Raw genomic sequence first — 18,409 nt, 5'->3', positions numbered from 1 at the left:
GGCGCAAACTGTGGCTCATGGGGCGCCACGACTTCTTCTCTAAATTTGCGCCACGGCCGACCCGTTTGCGCTTCGCCGTGTCGCGCGTGGCCGCGCTCGTATTGGTGCTTGTGGTGCTGGTTTGGGTCGCCTTCTCCATTATTTTTGCTCCACCACCGGCAGCCGAAGAATTAGAAGCAATCCCGCTGGTCGCCGATCCGCAACATCCTGCCGCGACCCAAGCGGTCAACATGATTACCGTGCATGTGGTCGGTGCGGTCAAAAAACCCGGAGTGTATGAACTAGCCGAGGGCTCGCGCATCATCGACGCCATTAATAAGGCCGGTGGGATGAGCAAAAAGGCTGCTCCCGAACTTCTCAATCTGGCGGCCAAACTCACCGACGGGCAACAAATCATCTTGCCCGGTGCCAGCAGCAGCTCTCCGGCCGAAGCTACGAAAGCCCCCGGCGCCGGCGCGAAGATCTCCTTGAACCAAGCCGACGAGCAAACGCTGATGACCTTGCCCGGGATCGGTCCGGCGTTAGCCAAACGCATCATCGACTTCCGCACCAAGAACGGCCCCTTTACCAGCGTGGAGCAACTAGACGCCGTCTCCGGTATCGGGCCGGTACTACTGGGTGAACTAACCGAGCTGGTGGTCCCATGAAAACGGATTTTCGGGGTCTGTGGGTGCTCGCAGGGGCGTGGCTGACCGCGTATTTGAAACCGGCCTTGCCAGTAATGCTGGTGGTGCTGGTGGTCTTCTTCGTGATTCTGGCATTTTTACTGCGCCAGCGTCACGACTCCCCCTCGTCGGCCCCCTGGTTTACCGGGCCGCTCTTATTGCTTTTAGCCGCGATCAGCGTCAGCGCGCTCGGCTCTGAGAACAATGAATGTTTATTGCCCGGCGAAGCCGAACAGCAACGCAAGGTGATCATCGCCTTCGACGGGCAACCCAGACTTGGCGCAGACGAGGTCAGCCAAGGAGCTGCGCAGATACTCAAATACTGGCACGAAGAACAATGGGTTAGCTGTCCTATTGAGGTGTATCTGAGCGTGCCCTACAGTCTCGAAGTCACCGCCGATAACTTTGAAACAATCCTTGCTCTGCAAGCCACCGATTCAAACGGCTCGTTTGCCTGGTGGGCTCGAGCGCAGAGTCAGCCGGTAGTTCTCAGTTCGCAAGATCCTAACGCCGCCGATTACCTAAAAACACGGTTTGCATCCAGCTTGCAAGGTCTAAGCCATGAAGCTCAGGGGCTACTGCCTGGAATGCTTTATGGGGATCGCTCGGGGCAGAGCGAAGAGCTTTCGACAGCTATGAAAAATAGTGGCTTGAGCCATCTGACCGCGGTCAGCGGTTCAAATGTGGCGTTGCTCGGGGCGATGGTGTTGGTGCTCCTGCGACTTTTTACCGTTCCCAGAATCCCTGCGGCCATCTTGAGTATCGCTTTTTTGGGGTTGTTTATTTGGTTTGTGGGGCCAGATCCCAGCGTACTTCGGGCCGGACTGATGGGAATGATCGCCACCATTTCGTTGATGCTCGGCCGTGGCAGGGGATCGCTGGGCATCCTAAGCTTGTCCGCGACGATCTTGCTACATCTGGATTCCTCGCTCGCGGTAGATCCGGCATTCGCATTATCGGTGCTGGCTACACTAGGTATTATCGTGCTGACTCCGGCGCTCACCGAGATTTTCTCGCGTATTTTCCCGCCATGGTTTGCACAGCTCACCGCAATTTGCTGTGCCGCCCAGTTCACCTGCCTTCCGGTGATTATCGCGTTGAACTCAAACTTTAGTTTGTACTCATTGCCAGCGAACCTCGTAGTTGCCCCATTATTGCCGCTGATCACCACCGTCGGGGTGCTTTGTTTATTGCTGTGTACCGCTTTGCCGGGTCTAATACAGGTGCTGGTGTGGGTGCCTGGGCTACCGGCCGGGTGGATCGGGAAAATAGCGTTATGGGTGGTCGAGTTACCTGGTGCTTCGCGCCCGTGGCCAGCGGGCGTTGCCGGTATCAGTCTGGCTATTGGATTCTCTGTCGTCTTCACCGTATTACTTGTGACCGGCCGTGAAAGTGAACATCTGGCCGTGCACCGAGTCGCTGCCGGAGGCTTGACCGTAGCACTGGTGGCGATGTCTGCGATTGTTGTGCCGGCGACCTTGTTCTATCGTCCTGATCTTGGCGGAGAATGGAACGTTGCAATGTGTGATGTCGGGCAGGGGGACGCTTTTATGATCCATACCGGTCCAGGAGAAGCCTGGCTGCTGGATTCGGGCCCGCCCGATGGGCACGTGGAATCTTGCGTGAAACGATTAGGAATCACGAAGCTGTCCAAGGTGTTTATTACCCACGAGCATGCCGATCATTTTGGCGGAATACCTGAAATTGAGGCTTCCGGAATCGAGATCGGCGAGCGACTAGTGTCCTCTGGTTTTGGTCCGGATCTCTGGCAAGGTGCGCAAGCTATCGCACCGGGGGATAGCGGGGGCAGCGACGTGGTGCGGTATCGGGTGATCGGCCCTGATGAGGTCAGTGCGCGCTATGCAGAGCCCAATGACACTTCTTTGGTGATCGTCTTCGACTTTATTTTGGATGGGGGAGTAGTCAGCTTCTTTACTGCCGGAGACTTAGAAGAAGCTGCGATGCACCAGTTGCTGGCGAGCCAACCACAACCACCGGTACAAGTGCTCAAAGCATCGCATCATGGGGCTAAAAACGGTGGAGTCGAAGTCATCGAGAAGCTCAAGCCTCAAGTGATTTTGGTATCCGTGGGCGAAGACAACTCATACGGTCATCCGCATCAAAAAATTCTTGACGCAGCAAAACACGTTGGCTCAAAAGTTATCAGGACGGATCAGGAAGGTAGTGTTCTGCTCACATTCGAAGCGGACAAGGTGCTGGCCAAGGCGATTGGAGCTGTAGTTCGGTAGGATCAAGGTACCGCACGACGCATAAAGGAGCTCGATGGCACGCGCGCAAGCATCCCCGGGAATATCGTGGAGGGATTTAACTCCTCAACCACTGATCCTACTGACCGGATCCGAGCAATATCTGGCTTCCCGGGCGTTCGAACTATTGCGTAGCCAAGCGGCAACACGCGAAGACATTCAACATACGCGGCTCAACGCGGCCACCTATGAGCCCGGAGAACTATTGCTTGCAACGAGCTCCTCGTTGTTCTCTAGCGCCAATCTGGTCGAAGTCCATGACCTCGCCAGCATGAATGAGTACTTCCTCAAAGACGCCTTGAACTACCTCAAAGATCAGGCCCCAGAGAACGTGCTGATTCTGCATTATTCAGGTGGCACTCGAGGCAAAAAATTATTGGAGGCCATCAAGGCTGCCGGAGCGCTGATCGTCAATTGCCAACCGATCAAACGAGACGCTGAAAAAATCGATTTTGTGCAGGCCGAGTTTAAGGCCGCCAAACGCCGAATCACTAATGATGCGGTGAAGTCGTTGGTTGCAGCGGTGGGTAATTCGCTGGCAGAGCTTGGCTCGAGCTGTCATCAACTAATTCAAGACACCACTGGGACCATCGACCAAGAAGTAGTGGATCGCTATTACGGCGGACGTATTGAAGCGACAGCCTTCAAAGTGGCTGATGCGGCGCTGGCAGGAAATGCGCAGCTCGCCTTAACTACCCTGCGTCATTCGCTGGATACCGGAACTGATCCAATCCCAATTGTTGCAACGTTGGCGATGAAAATTCGTCAATTGGCTAAGGTGCTGGGAGTCAATGAGCCTGCGGCATCGTTAGCTTCAGAACTTGGTATGGCGTCGTGGCAGGTGCAGGCTGCACAGCAGCAAGCCCGCGGGTGGAAGCGTGCGGATGTTGCCTTGTGCATTGAAAATATTGCGCAAACGGATCGCATGGTTAAAGGTGGTGGCCGTTCTCCAGGTTATGCCTTAGAACGTGCCATCTTGTTCATTGCGTCCAAGGCCCCACAACGTTAGTTCGCCTGCTTGGCGTCTGCGGCTAATTTCTCGTAAAAGGACCAAAAGTCTGTCATTGGACGAGGTGTCCCGCAGAGTAGATCTTCTAGATACTGCAGGTGTGCCTGCCATCCGGTCAGATAATTAGTGGCTTGATCCGACAGCTGACTGTGTACGAGTGATAACTTGGTACCCGTTGAGTTGCCGGTGAGTCGTAATTCCAGCATTGAAAGGTTCTCGTCGGGGAACTTCCGAGTCATGATCAAAAGTTTCCCTGGTTCGCACCGTTGGATTAGACAAGTGCACCAGTAGTCTAGGGCGTGTTGAATTTCCACAACCTGTCCGACTTCGAAGTTAGCCAAGCGAGGTTCGCCAAGCCACTTGCTTAGCTGGGCACCTTGAGTCCATGCGTGCCATACCTGGTCAGTCGTGACCGGAAACTGCCAGTGATGGATGACCGAGGAGTTCTCGGATCCGATCCAGCTATTGAGTTGAGGCATGCTCACAGGCTAGCGCACGGATGAAAATGGCGGTTAAAACGCAAGATCCCCGAATCCCAAAGGATTCGAGGATCTTGCTGAAGTTTAGCGGTGCTTAGAGGGCGTTAACCTTCTTGGCGATTGCCGACTTACGGTTAGCAGCGTTCTTCTTGTGAAGAACACCCTTGCTAACTGCCTTGTCGAGCTTCTTGCTAGCCAAACGCAGTGCGTCAGTTGCCTTCTCCTTGTCAGCGGTGGCGACTGCCTCGCTGACGTTACGGATAAGGGTCTTGACCTCCGAGCGGACTGCTACGTTACGTAGACGAGCCTTTTCGTTGGTAAGGTTACGCTTCTTCTGGGACTTGATGTTTGCCACTTTAATAAACTCTCTCGTTTATCGTCAAATACGGTCGGTAGAGGGTTCATCCTTCGAGCCATCGACTGAGCGGTGTGGGGCACCTATGGCGACCCAAAGGGGGCGTGTCACCCAACCTGCGTGACACACAAGAATTAACTCTAGCAGAATGGCCGTCTAACAACTAACGCTTAGCGCTGCTTGTTTAGGGTGTTCACCACATTGTTAAAACGCTGCTCATCAAGGAATGCACCCTCACGACGCACCGAACTTTGGCTGAGTCGAATAATTCGATCTAGCTTGACCTCGCTGGGCCGCCGTTCCCGATCCCAATCACCGGTACCGATATCCATGTAGTCCGAATTTCGGTGGCCCTCAAAATTCTTGTCCTTGCTGGTCAGCATCAAGCCTAGGAGCCACTTTCCATCGCGTCCGATAATCAATACCGGGCGGTCCTTGCCTTGGCTGTGATCTTCCTCGTAAGGAACCCAGCCCCAGACAACCTCACCGGGATCTGCTTGGCCGTCAAGATTCGGGTTGTACTCGTAGTGCACGGTGCCTCGAAAGTCTCCGGGATATGCAGAACCGGGCTGAGTAGCTGAGCCGTTGGATGCTGCTTGCGGATGCCGAGATCGGCTTGGTGCCTGAGTTGGCTGACGGGTAGTAGTTGTGCCGGTTGCTCCGTTGCTACGTGAGGAGTTAAAAAGTTTAACCGCACGCAGTGCAAGGGAAAGAATCTTCTGTGCATTCAAAGCCATGATCGACAAACTATCAGGGCGCGCGCTTCCAAATAGGTAGTGACGCGTAAATCATGACAGAATGGAGCCTAATTCCGCGTAAATTCTTAGTTAGTAAATGAGGTCTGTTTAGGTGTCTCCATTGGCCCGCACCGCCCAGGTGCCAGCCGCGACCGATCCGTCGCTCATCCGTAACTTCTGCATTATTGCCCACATCGACCACGGTAAATCAACCTTGGCCGACCGCATGCTGCAGTCCACCGGCGTGGTTTCTTCGCGCGATATGAAGGCCCAGTATCTGGACCGCATGGATATTGAGCGCGAGCGCGGTATCACCATTAAATCGCAGGCAGTGCGCATGCCGTGGGAAGTCGACGGCGTGACCTATGCGCTGAATATGATCGACACGCCAGGACACGTTGACTTCACCTACGAGGTTTCGCGCTCCTTGGCAGCCTGCGAAGGCGCCATTTTGTTGGTTGACGCGGCCCAAGGCATCGAAGCGCAGACCCTGGCTAACCTTTACTTGGCTATCGAGAGTGATCTGAACATCATTCCGGTGCTAAACAAGATCGATTTGCCTAACGCCCAGCCGGAAAAGTATGCCTTAGAATTGGCTAACTTGATCGGTTGCGAAGTTGAAGACGTGCTGAAGGTCTCGGGTAAAACCGGTGAAGGCGTAGAAGACTTGTTAGACGAAGTAATCAAGCAGCTGCCTGCGCCTAAGGGCGTGGCTGACGCTCCGGCTCGAGCAATGATTTTCGACTCGGTGTATGACACCTATCGTGGTGTGGTTACCTATGTTCGTGTGGTTGACGGCATGCTTCGTCCGCGCGAGCGTATTCAGATGATGTCCACCGGCACTACTCACGAACTACTTGAAATCGGCGTTTCAGCACCTAACCCGGTTCCGAGTAAAGGCTTGGGTGTGGGTGAAGTAGGCTACCTGATCACCGGCGTGAAGGACGTCCGCCAGTCCAAGGTTGGCGATACGATCACCAATAGCATCAAGCCTGCCACCGAATCTTTGGGCGGCTATGAGGACCCGAAGCCAATGGTCTTCTCGGGCTTGTATCCGATGGATGGCAGTGACTACCCGGCGCTGCGTGATGCGTTGGATAAGCTCCAGCTCAACGACGCTGCACTGGTTTATGAACCAGAAACGTCGGTAGCACTAGGCTTCGGCTTCCGTGTTGGTTTCTTGGGCCTTTTGCACTTGGAAATCACCCGTGAACGCTTGGAAGCCGAGTTTAATCTCGATCTGATTTCCACCGCTCCAAACGTGGTGTACGAGGTCATGCGTGAAGACAAGGTCATGATCACCGTGACCAACCCATCGGAGTTCCCAGAAGGCAAGATTCTTGAGGTTCATGAACCTCTGGTTTCTGCGACTATCCTTGCACCAGCTGAATTTATTGGTTCGGTGATGGAACTGTGCCAGGGCCGTCGTGGCACGTTGCGCGGTATGGACTACCTCAGCGAGGAGCGCGTAGAAATGCGCTACACCTTGCCACTGGCGGAGATCGTGTTCGACTTCTTCGATCACCTCAAGTCCCGCACCCGCGGATATGCCTCCTTGGATTGGAAGGCCGACGGCCAGCAAATTGCTGACCTAGTCAAGGTCGATATCTTGTTGCAAGGTGAGCAGGTCGACGCTTTCAGTGCGATCACCCACCGCGACAAGGCCTACGCATACGGTGTCATGATGACCGGAAAGCTGCGTGAACTGATCCCGCGCCAACAGTTTGAGGTGCCAATTCAGGCAGCTATCGGCTCACGCATTATTGCTCGTGAATCCATTCGAGCTATTCGCAAGGACGTGCTAGCCAAGTGCTACGGTGGCGATATTAGCCGTAAGCGCAAGCTGCTTGAAAAGCAGAAGGCCGGTAAGAAGCGTATGAAGATGGTCGGTCGTGTGGAGGTTCCGCAGGAAGCCTTCATCGCCGCCCTATCCACTGGTGAAGAGAAAAAGAAGTAAATGCCCTCAGTTTTGCCTGACGGCGATCCGGCTCCGGCCGATGGTCTGCTCCCCGCATTATGCTCGCACAATGCGCAGGAGCGGACCATGTCCTTCTACGTGCATATTCCGTTTTGCACTGTGCGTTGCGGTTATTGCGACTTCAACACCTATACAGCGAAGGAACTTGGTTCTGGCTCCAGCCAGGCCAGCTATGCTGCCACGGTCAGCCAGGAAATCAGTTTCGCCCGCGGCGTGATGGACAAGTCTGACATTGCGCATCGCGAGATTGAAACCGTATTTTTCGGGGGTGGCACCCCGACCTTGCTACCCGCTAGTGACCTTGTTTCGGTATTAGGACGCATTAGCAGTGAATTCGGGCTCAAACCCGGTGCCGAGGTCACCACCGAGGCGAACCCCGATTCGGTGACCCGTGAAAGTCTTCAAGAGCTTAAAGATGGCGGATTTACTCGAGTCTCCTTTGGGATGCAGTCTGCAGTTCCCCATGTGTTGGCGGTCCTAGAACGTACCCATGACCCCAAGCGCGTTCCACAGGTAGTTCAGTGGGCACGCGAGGTGGGCTTGGACGTGAGCGTGGATTTGATCTATGGAACGCCGGGGGAGTCGGTGGAGGACTGGCGTGCCAGTATCGAGGCGGCGCTATCCTACGAACCTGATCATATTTCTGCCTACGCGCTCATTATCGAAGAGGGAACTAAACTGGCGGCGCAAATTCGGCGCGGGCAGGTTCCTAATATTGATGATGATGATCATGCCGAAAAGTATCAGCTAGCCGATGAGATGTTCGCTGCAGCCGGTTACCAATGGTACGAAGTCAGCAACTGGGCCAAGGGTGACGAGCATGCTTGTCGCCATAACGTTGCGTACTGGCAAGGTGGTGACTGGTGGGGCGCAGGCCCTGGAGCGCACTCGCACGTGGGCGGATTGCGCTGGTGGAATGTGAAGCATCCTGCCGCTTACCAACAGCGTATCGACGGTGGCATCTCTCCGGGACACGGTCGCGAGTTCCCTGACGCCGAAGCAGTCCAGTTAGAGCGAACGATGCTCCTGACCCGACTCAGCAGCGGAATGCTTATCGCAGAGCTCGATGAGCATGGCCGGAAGGCTGTGGCAGGTTTAATCGCCGATGAGTTGATTGATCCGAAAGCTGCTTTTGCTGGATCTGTGGTGTTAACGCAACGAGGCCGGCTCTTGGCCGACCTGGTTGTTCGTGAGTTGTTAGATTTCTAAAGCATAGAAAAGTTAGTTACTTCATCAACCGCAGGTTAATGAGGTAACGGTATGGGCGTCCCTTGTTGACCTGAATGGCGGCATGGGCGCCCATTAGCGTCATGTAGACCCACAGTGCCACGGTGAGTACAGCGAAGATCCAACCGATGCCCGGGATCAGGGTGAGCACGTTCAGAATGATTGCCAAGATAGTCAACGGGAACGTGAAGTTGAACGCTTCCTTTGACTCCTGAGAAGTGAAGGGCCCGCGGTCGCGGTACACCGCAAAGATGATGGCCGCTGGGATGCAACCTAGTATGGCGCCGAAGTGCGACATCATTGCCCATTGGCGGTCCTCGGAAGGAGACAAGGGTAAAGCTGAGACCTTGGAACCTTCGAAACGTGAATTCTCCGGCGGTACGGTCTTGCGTGTTGTCACGTGGCTCTTCCTTGTCTCGATAGGGTGATACTCCAATTCTATCGAGGTTCTAGCGATGTAAAGGCCAACCCGCCCTGAAACTCCAACTATTAGTCAATCGTTAGGAAACCGTAATCTTCACTGGTGAGGAAATCGATCAGCTCCTCAACCTTGCCTAACAGCTGTGGTTCTAGCTGAGAATAGTGGTCAACGTGGGAAAGGATGCGTTGCCAGCCCAGACCAATATCCTCTGCTGTGGAGTGTGGCCAACCGAACTCCCGTAATATTCCGGTTTTCCAGTCGGTGCCGCGCGCAATGACCGGCCATTTCGTAATATTAAGCGCCGAGGGTTTAACCGCCTGCCAGACATCGACGTACGGATGGCCCAGGATCAGCACATGTTGCGCTGCTCCGGGGACCCGCATTGCTTCCTTGACGATGTGTTCTTCTTTGGTTCCAGAAATAAGGTGATCCACTAGGATCCCCAAGCGCCGTTCCGGTGAAGGATTAAACGCTCGGATTGCTCCGGCAAGATCATCAACTCCGTGTAAGGGCTCCACCACAATGCCTTCAACGCGCAGGTCATGGCCCCAGACTTTTTCGACCAACTCTGCGTCGTGTTTACCTTCGACCCAAATACGACTGGCCCGGGCGGTACGAGCTTTCAGGTCAGTGACCGCACGAGAACCGGATGCCGAAACTAACTTCTTAGGTGCTGCCGCTTTAGGCTGCGGTTCTACGATCTCGACCGGTTCTCCTTCGAGCAGGAATCCGAACCCGGCCTGGAATGAACGTGTCTTGCCGCGACGGTCCTCCAACACGATGACACGCATTCCTCCGGACTTTTCGGTGCGAACCACTTCACCGACCCATCCGCTGTCCACGTCTTCCAATAACAAACCGACGGACACCGGAATTTGACGCAGTTTTTTGGGTGCTGGTGCACTGAGGTCTTGCGCTCCCCAGGAGTAATTGGACACGTACTGCCTTTCGCTGTGATCGAATACGCTCGAAATCCAATGCTAGCAACCGATGAACGTATTAGACTTGGCACTTGATAGGTTCGAGTGCCAAAACCTTGCGTGGTTTCATAGGAGGTGTTGAGGTGAGTGAGTTTCGACGGCTAGACGTCTTGCGCGCCATTGTGGAGGACTACGTCCAGTCGCATGAACCAGTTGGGTCCAAGGCATTGCTCGATCGTCATAACCTCGGAGTCTCCGCGGCGACGATCCGTAACGACATGGCATTGCTGGAAGAAGAAGGGCTGATCGCGGCTCCGCACACCTCTTCAGGGCGTATTCCCACGGAGAAGGGCTACCGCCGTTTTGTTGATCAGATAGGTGAGCTGAAGCCGCTGTCTAGGGCCGAACGCGAAGCGATCAATAAGATCTTAGATAGCTCCCAAGATCTCGACGAGGTACTCCATAGCACCGTTCGATTGTTGGCACGCCTGACAAACCAAGTCGCCCTAATTCAAGTGCCACACTATGACACGGCGTCGTTACGAAATTTGGATCTTGTGGGATTAGGCTCCGCGCAGGTGTTGATGGTGATGATTGCCTCTAATGGGACCGTAGATCAGCGAATGATCTCGACCGCGAGAGCTTATAGCGACGAGGAACTGCACGCGCTGAAGCTGACTTTGCTTAACGCTCTGGGCGGAAGGCAACTTGCTGAGCTCGTGGGAAGCCTAAAGTTGGACACAGTCCCGCCACAGCTTCACGAAGATCCTTTGTTCGAATCGATCGTCGATAGCTTGCAGGAAATGGCACGAGCCGCGAATGCACAGCGCATCGTGATGGCCGGTACTGCTAATCTGGCGCGTTCCTCGGGTGACTTCCCGCTGACGCTGACCCCAGTTCTGGAAGCCTTAGAAGAGCAGGTAGTTTTGCTTAAGCTATTTTCCGAGCTGGAAGCTGACTCACGTGGTGTAGCGGTGACCATTGGTACCGAACATCATTACGGACAGTTATCCGATGCAACGGTGATTGCCACAACCTATGGTTCGGACGCACGTAGCAAACTGGGCGTACTTGGACCGACCAGAATGAATTACCCTTCATCGATGGCATCGGTACGCGCGGTAGCGCGCTACCTATCGAAGATTTTGACGAATTAGTTTTCGTCGCCACTAAAATTTTTATTTTTACGAAAGGACACGGCGAATATCGTGAGCTCGCATTACGAGACGCTGGGTGTTGCTAAGGATGCGACCCCGCAGGAAATCAAGAGTGCCTACCGCAAACTGGCACGCAAGTTGCACCCCGATGTGAACCCCAGTGAAGGTGCTGCTGAGCAATTTAAGCTGGTCACCCGCGCCTACGAGGTCCTTTCAGATGAAAAGAAGCGCGCCAACTTTGACGCGACCGGGGACCTCAATGGCAACGGTCAGCAAGGTTTCGGTGGTGGCGGCGGTCAGAACTTCGGTGGTTTTGGCGATATCTTCGAACAGTTCTTTGGCGGGGGACAAGCCCAGGGGCCGGCCTCACGTACGCAGGCTGGCCGCGACGCGCTGATCACCATCACCATTGATTTGGAAGACGCGGTCAAGGGCACCGTCTACCCGCTGGAAATGGAAACCGCTGTTACCTGTAAGGCCTGTGACGGTTCATGCTGCCGCCCAGGCACCAGCCCGGTCACCTGTGAAACCTGCCATGGTGCGGGTCAGATCCAGCGGCCGGTGCGTTCCTTCCTCGGACAGATGATGACCGTTGAAACTTGCCCTGCCTGCCGCGGGTTCGGTACCACTATCCCTGATCCATGTAATGAATGTAATGGTGAAGGCCGCGTGCGCGAGCACGTGTCGAAGTCGCTGAATATTCCTGCTGGTGTTGATTCGGGAACCCGAATTCAGCTCCGCGGTCAGGGCGAAGCCGGTCCTGGTGGGGGACCGAACGGTAACCTCTTCGTTGAGGTTGATGTTCGTCGCCACAAGGTGTTTGAGCGCGCACAAACCGATCTGCATGCGAAGATGACCATTCCTATGACCGCTGCCGCCTTGGGCTGTGAACTGAAGCTTGAAACCTTCGATGGCGAGCAGCAGATCAATGTCGAGTCCGGTGCCCAAGATGGGGATACCATGACGCTTCCAGGCCTTGGTGTACCACGCCTACGCGGTGGCAAGCGTGGTGACGTAATCGTGCACTTGCAGGTGGAAACCCCAACCAAGTTGGACGCTGCACAGCGTGAGCTGCTTGAACAGCTCGCAGAACTTCGTGGGGAAAAGCTCACCTCGGGTCGCGTTGAGCAGTCCGGCGGGATGTTCTCCCGGTTGCGCGATAAGTTGAACCAGCGCTAACCATGAGCAATCACAGCTTTGTGATCTCCGCGGAGCAAGGTGCACTAGCCCTGGTGGGGGAAACTCTAGAACTCACCGGTGCTGAAGCCCATCATGCGGTGGCCGTGAAACGTGTGTCTTCCGGCGAAGAGCTTGATCTGCTCGATGGTACCGGTTTGCGTTTGCGCGTTAAAGTGTTGGACGCGTCCAAGGAGTTGTTGCGCGTCATCGTGCTTGAACGTTTACAGGAAGTTCCTCCGGCACACCGAATTGGACTGGTTCAGGCTTTAGCTAAGGGTGACCGTGACCTGCAGGCCGTGGAGTCAGCCGTGGAGCTCGGTGTGTTTACGGTCCGTCCGTGGCAGGCAGATCGGTCCATCGTGCGATGGAGCGGAAGTAAGACCGAGAAGGCAATGGCTAAGTGGCGTTCGCTAGTGCGTTCGGCGCAGAAGCAATCACGTCGTGCTTTTGAACCGGAAGTCTTGGAACCGGTTAATACCAAGACTCTGAGTACCCAGATTCGCCACCTGTGCGAATCCGGTGAGTTAGTTTTGATTCTTCATGAGGCAGCGCAACTATCTGTCGCGCAAGAAACGCAGAACTGGCTAAGCCAGGCGTCCAAGCAGGCCGGTGTCACCTTGGTGGTCGGACCCGAAGGCGGTATAAGTCACGCTGAGCTTGAACAGTTTGTTGCTGCTGGTGCCCGCCCAGCCTTGCTAGGGCAGCATGTCTTGCGTGCTTCGACCGCAGGACCTGCAGCCTTGGTCCTGGTTCGGCACCTGCTGGGAGAGTTATAAACCGTTAAACAAAAAATGTTCAGCATAACCAAGTGGTTGTGCTGAACATTTTTGTGGCTCAACGAGCCGAAATTTACTTGATGGTGAACTCACTGGACACCGAAGCGATTTTCTTCGTGGACCCGTTTTCCTGTCCCCAGAAGGTCAGCTTGTAGGAGCCCACTCCTAGTTGAGTGGTGAAGCTGAATGAGCCATCTTGTTTGATCGACGATGCTTCGATAGCCTCAGCAGCGGTCAACACGGTCAGCTTGCCTGTTTTGTCCTTGCTTTCCAGACTGTAGTAGACGCCGTCGGTAAAGTCGGCGGTTCGCCCGGAGAATTTGATTTGCCCGGCCTTATTCGTGGCGCCAAATTGCGGATCGATAATCCAAATTGGCGCCATGAAGCTTGCATCTCGTTCGTATGAATCTGCGAGTCGTAAGTCTCCGAAAACCGTTGCATTAGCTTGACCGTCAACCAGGATTTTTACCTTCGGAGGCAATGTGCCAATGAACAGACCCGCGTTAGAAGCGGCAGCGGTTGAAGTGAAGACTAGTTGCTGAATGCTGCGCTCGGACAGTCCGCGGTCGAGTTTAGCGCTGAAGACCTTAGCCGGAAGATCAAGGGTAATGACGTTTTCCTTGTTCATGGACACGCCAACTTCGCTTGATGGTTTCAGATGTGTGTACCACTCAGGATTTACTGACTTTTCATTAAGCAGGTAGGAGATGGAATCTCCAATGGGCTCACCAGTCATATTTTTTGCAGCGTATTCACGGTAGAGATATACGCCAAGATCCGTGTTTTCTAGCCAATAGATAGGCAACCGGTCAATTGATGAATGATGTTCAACCGAGTCGCTTGCAGCGGGTAGGGACAGCGACGTGGCGGTCGAGCTAATCGGCATCTGGTGTGATTCCTCGCGCGAAGCAAGACCACAGCCGGCTGCCGCGACGAGACTTAGGCTGACTCCAATAACGGCAACCCGCTTTGAAACCATTCTCGTGAATCTACCCTGCACTACTTACCAATCCGTTGATCAATCGTTTAACGTCGGGGCATTAAATGCCCTGACGCTCAAATAGTTTGGCACACGAAGCTGAGCAAAAAAGCGGAAATCTGGCGTTTCGACGCATTCTTAACCAAATCTATACCTTGGCCACCAGTGATACTTAAGAAACACTTCAGATGCATTGAGCCCTTGCTCATGGCGAAAATCTTCCCGAAGGCTGACCGTCATGGATAGACTGTAAGGTACGAGAACGAACCATCGCCAAGCTTTATAAAAGGGGCACTAAGCACTGCATGCAGGTTGAACATAATAAGATACCGGCCGAGTCAGACTCCGCGTCCATGACCATCACCTTCGAGACTCCCGAACTTATGGTCGCGACGCTAGGTCCTAGTGATGAATTATTGCGCATCCTGACAGGTGCTTATCCCTTGGTGCAGTTCCGCCCTAGCGGTGCCACCTTGACCTTGATCGGCGAACCTATCCAGGTACGTAAAGCGCAGCGGGTTACCGAAGAAGCACGGGCCTTAGCCAGCCGCGGTTCGCGGATGAGCGCAGATACGATCGAGCAAATCATTAAGATGCTCTCTGCCGGCGGTGGTGATACACCCACCGACGTGCTGGGTCTGAAGATCCTTTCTGGACGTGGCCGATCGATTCGACCTAAGACGCTGAATCAAAAAGGTTATGTCGACGCGATCGAGGACAACACCATCACCTTTGGTGTGGGTCCAGCCGGTACCGGTAAAACTTTCCTTGCGATGGCCATGGCGGTGGCAGCCTTGCAAGCCAAGGAAGTGAGTCGAATTATCTTGACGCGCCCGGCGGTAGAAGCGGGGGAGAAGCTAGGCTTCCTTCCCGGAAGCTTGACCGAAAAAATTGACCCGTACCTGCGTCCGCTTTACGACGCTTTGCACGAGATGATCGACCCGGAGACCATTCCGCGTCTTATCGAAGCTGGAACGATTGAGGTGGCCCCGCTCGCTTACATGCGCGGGCGCACACTCAATGATGCATTTGTCATTCTGGACGAGGCGCAGAACACCACCAGCGAGCAAATGAAAATGTTCCTCACTCGTTTGGGCTTCGGATCCAAAATGGTGATCACTGGGGACGTGACTCAAGTGGATCTGCCAGGAAACGCGGTCTCCGGATTAGCCATGGTCATCGAAGTGCTCGAAGATATTGATGACATCAAGCTGTGCCGGCTGGATGCCGGGGACGTGGTGCGTCATCGACTGATCGCAGACATTGTCACGGCTTATGACCGTTGGGATACCAAAAAACGTGAACAACACTCTCGGGGACGGACCAAGTAATGAGCGTGGAAGTAAACAACGAAACCGACTATGAGGTGGACCTGCACGATGTGCAGAAACTCGCCGACTCGATTACCGAGGCGATGTTCATCCACCCGGAAACCGAAGTTTCTATCGTCTTCATTGATGAAGATGCGATGAGCGAATTGCACGTGGAGTGGATGGACCTAGAAGGTCCCACCGACGTGATGAGCTTCCCCATGGATGAACTTCGGCCAGGTTCCGAAACCGCTCCGTCGGAAAGCGGGATCTTAGGCGACATCGTGATCTGCCCAACCATCGCCGAGGCTCAGGCGAAGGCTGGCGGGCATGCGGTCCATGATGAGATTTTGCTGCTCACCACTCACGGCATGTTGCACCTGATGGGCTTCGACCACGAAGAACCAGAGGAAAAGGCCGAAATGTTCACCCTGCAGCGCCGACTACTCGAAGGCTACACCGGCCGCCCAGCACCGAAAGAAACGGTGGAATAGCCGGTGGGCGCAGTACTACTCATTTTGGCATTGGTCTTCATGGCCAGCGCCGCAATTTTAACGGCCGCCGACTCAGCTTTCTACGCATTGTCGCGTAATGCGGCCGAGCGGTTGCGCAGCGAATCAGACTCAAAGTCGCTGAGTCGCATCCTTGACGACACCGAGTCCCACGCCCAAGCAATCCGCTTCTGGCGTATCTGGTTTGAAACCGCCTCCGCGGTGGCGGTAGCCCTACTGGCGGCCCGCTGGATCGAAAACCTCTGGCTAGCCGGACTACTGGCCACCGTGGTGATGGCGGCCATCGGTTTTGTGCTGGTGAGCGTGTCACCTCGGCGTTATGGACGTTCCAATGCTCGCAACGTGGTTCGTACGACGGCACCAATGGTGCGCCTGTTGCGTCTTTTATTGGGTCCGATCACCAATTGGCTGGCCAGCATCGGTACCGCGATGAGCCCGGGAACGGGTAACGACGAAGACGGTTACCTTGGCAAAGAACGCCTCCGCGACATGGTGGATCGCGCCAGCGAAGGCGAAGACCTTGATGAAGAATCTGCCGAACTAATCTCCTCGGTAATGGATCTGGAAGAAACCAACGTGCGTGCGGTCATGGTGCCGCGTACCGACATGGTGGTGCTCACCGGGGAACACACCATTAACAGTGCGTTGGAACTGTTTATGGCCTCCGGCTATTCACGGATCCCACTGATCGGCGAAGATACCGACGACATTCAAGGCATCATCTACCTCAAGGACGTGATCTCCGAGATCCACGGCCTGCAGCAGGCGGAGCGTCTGGAAGATTTGGCCCGGCCGGTACGCTTTGTGCCCGAATCAAAAAATGCTGCAGACCTTCTTCAAGAACTGCAGCAAGAAGCCATTCACCTCGCGGTGGTGATTGATGAGTATGGTGGCACCGCCGGGTTGGTCACACTTGAAGATCTGATCGAAGAGATCGTCGGCGAAATTGACGACGAATATGACCGTTCACGTAACGAGATCATCGAGAATCCAGACGGTTCGCTGTTCGCCATGGCCTCGGTGTCCATCGATGATGTGGCAGATCACTTCGACGTGCTGATCGATGATGAAGATGTTGACACCGTCGGTGGGTTACTCTCGAAGGTGCTGGAATCCGTTCCAGTACTCGGCTCCACCGCCGATGTTCACGGACTGCGGCTGACCGTGGTGGCCCTCGCGGGTCGCCGAAACCGTATTGGCAAAATCCATGTAGAGCGTCTGGAAACGGACGCATCCGACCATAATGAGAACAACGAGGTATCCGCCGATGAGCGATAACGAGAAAATGATGCCCACCAGTGGCTGGCCCGAGAACTTCCGTTCGGGTTTCACCTCTTTTGTGGGACGCCCGAATGCCGGCAAATCGACGCTAACCAACGCGCTAGTCGGCCAGAAAGTCGCGATCACCTCGGCTAAGCCGCAGACCACGCGGCACACCATCCGCGGTATCGTGCACCGCGAAGACGCCCAGCTGATCCTGGTTGATACCCCCGGCTTGCACCGTCCGCGCACCTTGCTAGGTCAGCGCCTCAACGACTTGGTCGCACAGACGCTATCTGAGGTGGATGCCATTGGTTTCTGCTTGCCGGCCAATGAGAAGATCGGCCCCGGTGACCGCTTTATCGCCACCCAGTTGGCGCAATTGCAGCGCAAGCCAATCATCGCCCTAGTCACTAAGGCGGACCTGGTTGACCGTGAACAGCTCGCCGCGCAGCTAATGTCGGTGGCCGAACTGGGTGTGGAACAGTTTGGCGAAGATGGTTTTGCAGCCATCATCCCGGTTTCCGCAGTGAAGGAATTCCAGGTTCAAGAGGTCGCAAACGTGCTCGTGGAGCACCTGCCGAAGGGCCCACCACTGTACCCGGACGGTGAACTCACCGACGAGCCTGAGCTGAAGATGGTCGCCGAACTTATTCGTGAGGCTGCCCTTGAAGGTGTACACGACGAGCTGCCACACTCTTTGGCTGTAGTGGTCGAAGAAATGATCCCACGCGAGGGACGCAGCGAAGACAAGCAGTTGATCGACATTCACGTCTCGTTGTTTGTGGAACGTTCAAGCCAGAAGGCGATCATCATCGGCAAGGGCGGATCACGCTTGCGCGAGGTGGGATCCAACGCGCGCCAAGGCATTGAAAAGCTTTTGGGCACCAAGGTCTTCTTGGACCTGCACGTGAAGGTTGCCAAGGACTGGCAGCGCGACCCGAAGCAGCTAGGGCGCTTGGGCTTCTAAGCACAGCCTGGCATGACCCGCCGGCCCCCGGATCACCTCAGCTCGAGGAGATCCGGGGGCCGGTTTTTTAGCTTGCAGCGGGTGGCGGATACCGCAAAAAACCATAACCTGACTGGGCTTCGTGTGCCGGTGTGTGGCGAGCTGGGCGCACGTCCCGTTGTTTCACCGTGTTTAAGCAGCGCGCCAAGACGCAACTGCGTAGCCTGGC

The 18,409-nt window shown here is 55.0% G+C and carries 18 protein-coding genes; 12 read left to right on the top strand and 6 right to left on the bottom strand.

The window, feature by feature from the left end; translation table 11 throughout:
- Positions 1 to 17 precede the first annotated feature (17 nt).
- The 3 genes from IEX04_RS12375 to holA are packed head-to-tail and all read left to right on the top strand — an operon-like array spanning position 18 to position 3,941.
- Positions 18 to 647, top strand: a complete 630-nt coding sequence (locus IEX04_RS12375; protein ID WP_096257741.1) for a ComEA family DNA-binding protein — start codon at positions 18 to 20, stop codon at positions 645 to 647.
- Positions 644 to 2,914, top strand: coding sequence for a ComEC/Rec2 family competence protein (locus IEX04_RS12370; RefSeq protein WP_188686030.1), 2,271 nt, complete (start codon positions 644 to 646; stop codon positions 2,912 to 2,914). The genes IEX04_RS12375 and IEX04_RS12370 overlap by 4 nt, the downstream gene beginning before the upstream one ends.
- Before the next feature lie 34 nt (positions 2,915 to 2,948).
- On the top strand, positions 2,949 to 3,941 hold the full coding sequence (holA, locus tag IEX04_RS12365) for a DNA polymerase III subunit delta (RefSeq protein WP_188686028.1): 993 nt from the start codon (positions 2,949 to 2,951) through the stop codon (positions 3,939 to 3,941).
- Here the strand turns inward: holA and IEX04_RS12360 are convergent.
- From IEX04_RS12360 to IEX04_RS12350, 3 genes are all read right to left on the bottom strand, one after another.
- Positions 3,938 to 4,420, bottom strand: a complete 483-nt coding sequence (locus IEX04_RS12360) for an SRPBCC family protein (RefSeq protein ID WP_188686026.1) — start codon at positions 4,418 to 4,420, stop codon at positions 3,938 to 3,940. The genes holA and IEX04_RS12360 overlap by 4 nt on opposite strands.
- Before the next feature lie 94 nt (positions 4,421 to 4,514).
- The gene (gene rpsT, locus IEX04_RS12355; RefSeq protein ID WP_096257737.1) at positions 4,515 to 4,775 is read right to left on the bottom strand and encodes a 30S ribosomal protein S20; all 261 of its coding nucleotides are present in this window, start codon (positions 4,773 to 4,775) and stop codon (positions 4,515 to 4,517) included.
- A gap of 170 nt (positions 4,776 to 4,945) precedes the next feature.
- Positions 4,946 to 5,512, bottom strand: a complete 567-nt coding sequence (locus IEX04_RS12350; RefSeq protein ID WP_096257736.1) for a type II toxin-antitoxin system PemK/MazF family toxin — start codon at positions 5,510 to 5,512, stop codon at positions 4,946 to 4,948.
- A gap of 112 nt (positions 5,513 to 5,624) precedes the next feature.
- Between IEX04_RS12350 and lepA the strand changes: the two genes are divergently transcribed.
- A complete protein-coding gene (gene lepA / locus IEX04_RS12345) occupies positions 5,625 to 7,469 on the top strand; it encodes a translation elongation factor 4 (protein WP_096257735.1) in 1,845 nt (614 codons plus the stop codon).
- Positions 7,470 to 8,699 (top strand): radical SAM family heme chaperone HemW, encoded by a 1,230-nt coding sequence (gene hemW / locus IEX04_RS12340; protein WP_188686024.1) that lies wholly within the window; start codon positions 7,470 to 7,472, stop codon positions 8,697 to 8,699.
- A gap of 16 nt (positions 8,700 to 8,715) precedes the next feature.
- Here hemW and IEX04_RS12335 read toward each other — a convergent pair whose 3' ends face one another.
- Both IEX04_RS12335 and IEX04_RS12330 read right to left on the bottom strand, forming a co-directional pair.
- The gene (locus IEX04_RS12335; RefSeq protein WP_188686022.1) at positions 8,716 to 9,117 is read right to left on the bottom strand and encodes a DUF4870 domain-containing protein; all 402 of its coding nucleotides are present in this window, start codon (positions 9,115 to 9,117) and stop codon (positions 8,716 to 8,718) included.
- 89 nt (positions 9,118 to 9,206) lie between these two features.
- Entirely contained in the window at positions 9,207 to 10,076 is an 870-nt protein-coding gene (locus IEX04_RS12330) for a DUF3097 family protein (protein WP_096257732.1), read from the bottom strand.
- A 125-nt stretch (positions 10,077 to 10,201) separates the two neighbouring features.
- Between IEX04_RS12330 and hrcA the strand changes: the two genes are divergently transcribed.
- From hrcA to IEX04_RS12315, 3 genes are read left to right on the top strand one after another with little or no spacing between them, the layout of a single operon-like run.
- The gene (gene hrcA / locus IEX04_RS12325; RefSeq protein ID WP_096257731.1) at positions 10,202 to 11,215 is read left to right on the top strand and encodes a heat-inducible transcriptional repressor HrcA; all 1,014 of its coding nucleotides are present in this window, start codon (positions 10,202 to 10,204) and stop codon (positions 11,213 to 11,215) included.
- Between the two features lie 51 nt (positions 11,216 to 11,266).
- A complete protein-coding gene (gene dnaJ / locus IEX04_RS12320) occupies positions 11,267 to 12,394 on the top strand; it encodes a molecular chaperone DnaJ (protein ID WP_096257730.1) in 1,128 nt (375 codons plus the stop codon).
- 2 nt (positions 12,395 to 12,396) lie between these two features.
- On the top strand, positions 12,397 to 13,170 hold the full coding sequence (locus IEX04_RS12315; protein WP_188686020.1) for a 16S rRNA (uracil(1498)-N(3))-methyltransferase: 774 nt from the start codon (positions 12,397 to 12,399) through the stop codon (positions 13,168 to 13,170).
- Positions 13,171 to 13,243: 73 nt separating this feature from the next.
- Here the strand turns inward: IEX04_RS12315 and IEX04_RS12310 are convergent, their stop codons facing one another.
- Positions 13,244 to 14,056: a GerMN domain-containing protein gene (locus tag IEX04_RS12310; protein ID WP_188686018.1), complete on the bottom strand. Its 813-nt coding sequence runs from the start codon at positions 14,054 to 14,056 to the stop codon at positions 13,244 to 13,246.
- A 398-nt stretch (positions 14,057 to 14,454) separates the two neighbouring features.
- On the opposite strand from IEX04_RS12310, the gene IEX04_RS12305 reads away from it, so the two are divergent.
- From IEX04_RS12305 to era, 4 genes are read left to right on the top strand one after another with little or no spacing between them, the layout of a single operon-like run.
- The gene (locus IEX04_RS12305) at positions 14,455 to 15,480 is read left to right on the top strand and encodes a PhoH family protein (protein ID WP_188686016.1); all 1,026 of its coding nucleotides are present in this window, start codon (positions 14,455 to 14,457) and stop codon (positions 15,478 to 15,480) included.
- Positions 15,480 to 15,953, top strand: a complete 474-nt coding sequence (gene ybeY, locus IEX04_RS12300; RefSeq protein WP_188686014.1) for an rRNA maturation RNase YbeY — start codon at positions 15,480 to 15,482, stop codon at positions 15,951 to 15,953. The genes IEX04_RS12305 and ybeY overlap by 1 nt, the downstream gene beginning before the upstream one ends.
- 3 nt (positions 15,954 to 15,956) lie before the next feature.
- Positions 15,957 to 17,249, top strand: coding sequence for a hemolysin family protein (locus tag IEX04_RS12295; protein WP_096257725.1), 1,293 nt, complete (start codon positions 15,957 to 15,959; stop codon positions 17,247 to 17,249).
- A complete protein-coding gene (gene era / locus IEX04_RS12290; protein ID WP_170947942.1) occupies positions 17,239 to 18,201 on the top strand; it encodes a GTPase Era in 963 nt (320 codons plus the stop codon). Before IEX04_RS12295 ends, era begins: the two co-directional genes overlap by 11 nt.
- Positions 18,202 to 18,409: the final 208 nt, after the last annotated feature.

Source organism: Glutamicibacter ardleyensis, assembly GCF_014644555.1.
Classification (GTDB): Bacteria; Actinomycetota; Actinomycetes; order Actinomycetales; family Micrococcaceae; genus Glutamicibacter; species Glutamicibacter bergerei.
The sequence above is the reverse complement of the archived record's forward strand: the minus strand, read 5'-3'. Positions and strand labels throughout refer to the sequence as shown.

Bases quoted from the DNA above. Each gene is read 5' to 3' on its own strand.
- IEX04_RS12375 (WP_096257741.1), top strand. From the start codon at position 18: ATGGGGCGCCACGACTTCTTCTCTAAATTTGCGCCACGGCCGACCCGT.
- IEX04_RS12370 (WP_188686030.1), top strand. From the start codon at position 644: ATGAAAACGGATTTTCGGGGTCTGTGGGTGCTCGCAGGGGCGTGGCTG.
- holA (WP_188686028.1), top strand. From the start codon at position 2,949: ATGGCACGCGCGCAAGCATCCCCGGGAATATCGTGGAGGGATTTAACT.
- IEX04_RS12360 (WP_188686026.1), bottom strand. From the start codon at position 4,420: ATGCCTCAACTCAATAGCTGGATCGGATCCGAGAACTCCTCGGTCATC.
- IEX04_RS12350 (WP_096257736.1), bottom strand. From the start codon at position 5,512: ATGGCTTTGAATGCACAGAAGATTCTTTCCCTTGCACTGCGTGCGGTT.
- hemW (WP_188686024.1), top strand. From the start codon at position 7,470: ATGCCCTCAGTTTTGCCTGACGGCGATCCGGCTCCGGCCGATGGTCTG.
- IEX04_RS12315 (WP_188686020.1), top strand. From the start codon at position 12,397: ATGAGCAATCACAGCTTTGTGATCTCCGCGGAGCAAGGTGCACTAGCC.
- IEX04_RS12310 (WP_188686018.1), bottom strand. From the start codon at position 14,056: ATGCCGATTAGCTCGACCGCCACGTCGCTGTCCCTACCCGCTGCAAGC.
- IEX04_RS12305 (WP_188686016.1), top strand. From the start codon at position 14,455: ATGCAGGTTGAACATAATAAGATACCGGCCGAGTCAGACTCCGCGTCC.
- ybeY (WP_188686014.1), top strand. From the start codon at position 15,480: ATGAGCGTGGAAGTAAACAACGAAACCGACTATGAGGTGGACCTGCAC.
- era (WP_170947942.1), top strand. From the start codon at position 17,239: ATGAGCGATAACGAGAAAATGATGCCCACCAGTGGCTGGCCCGAGAAC.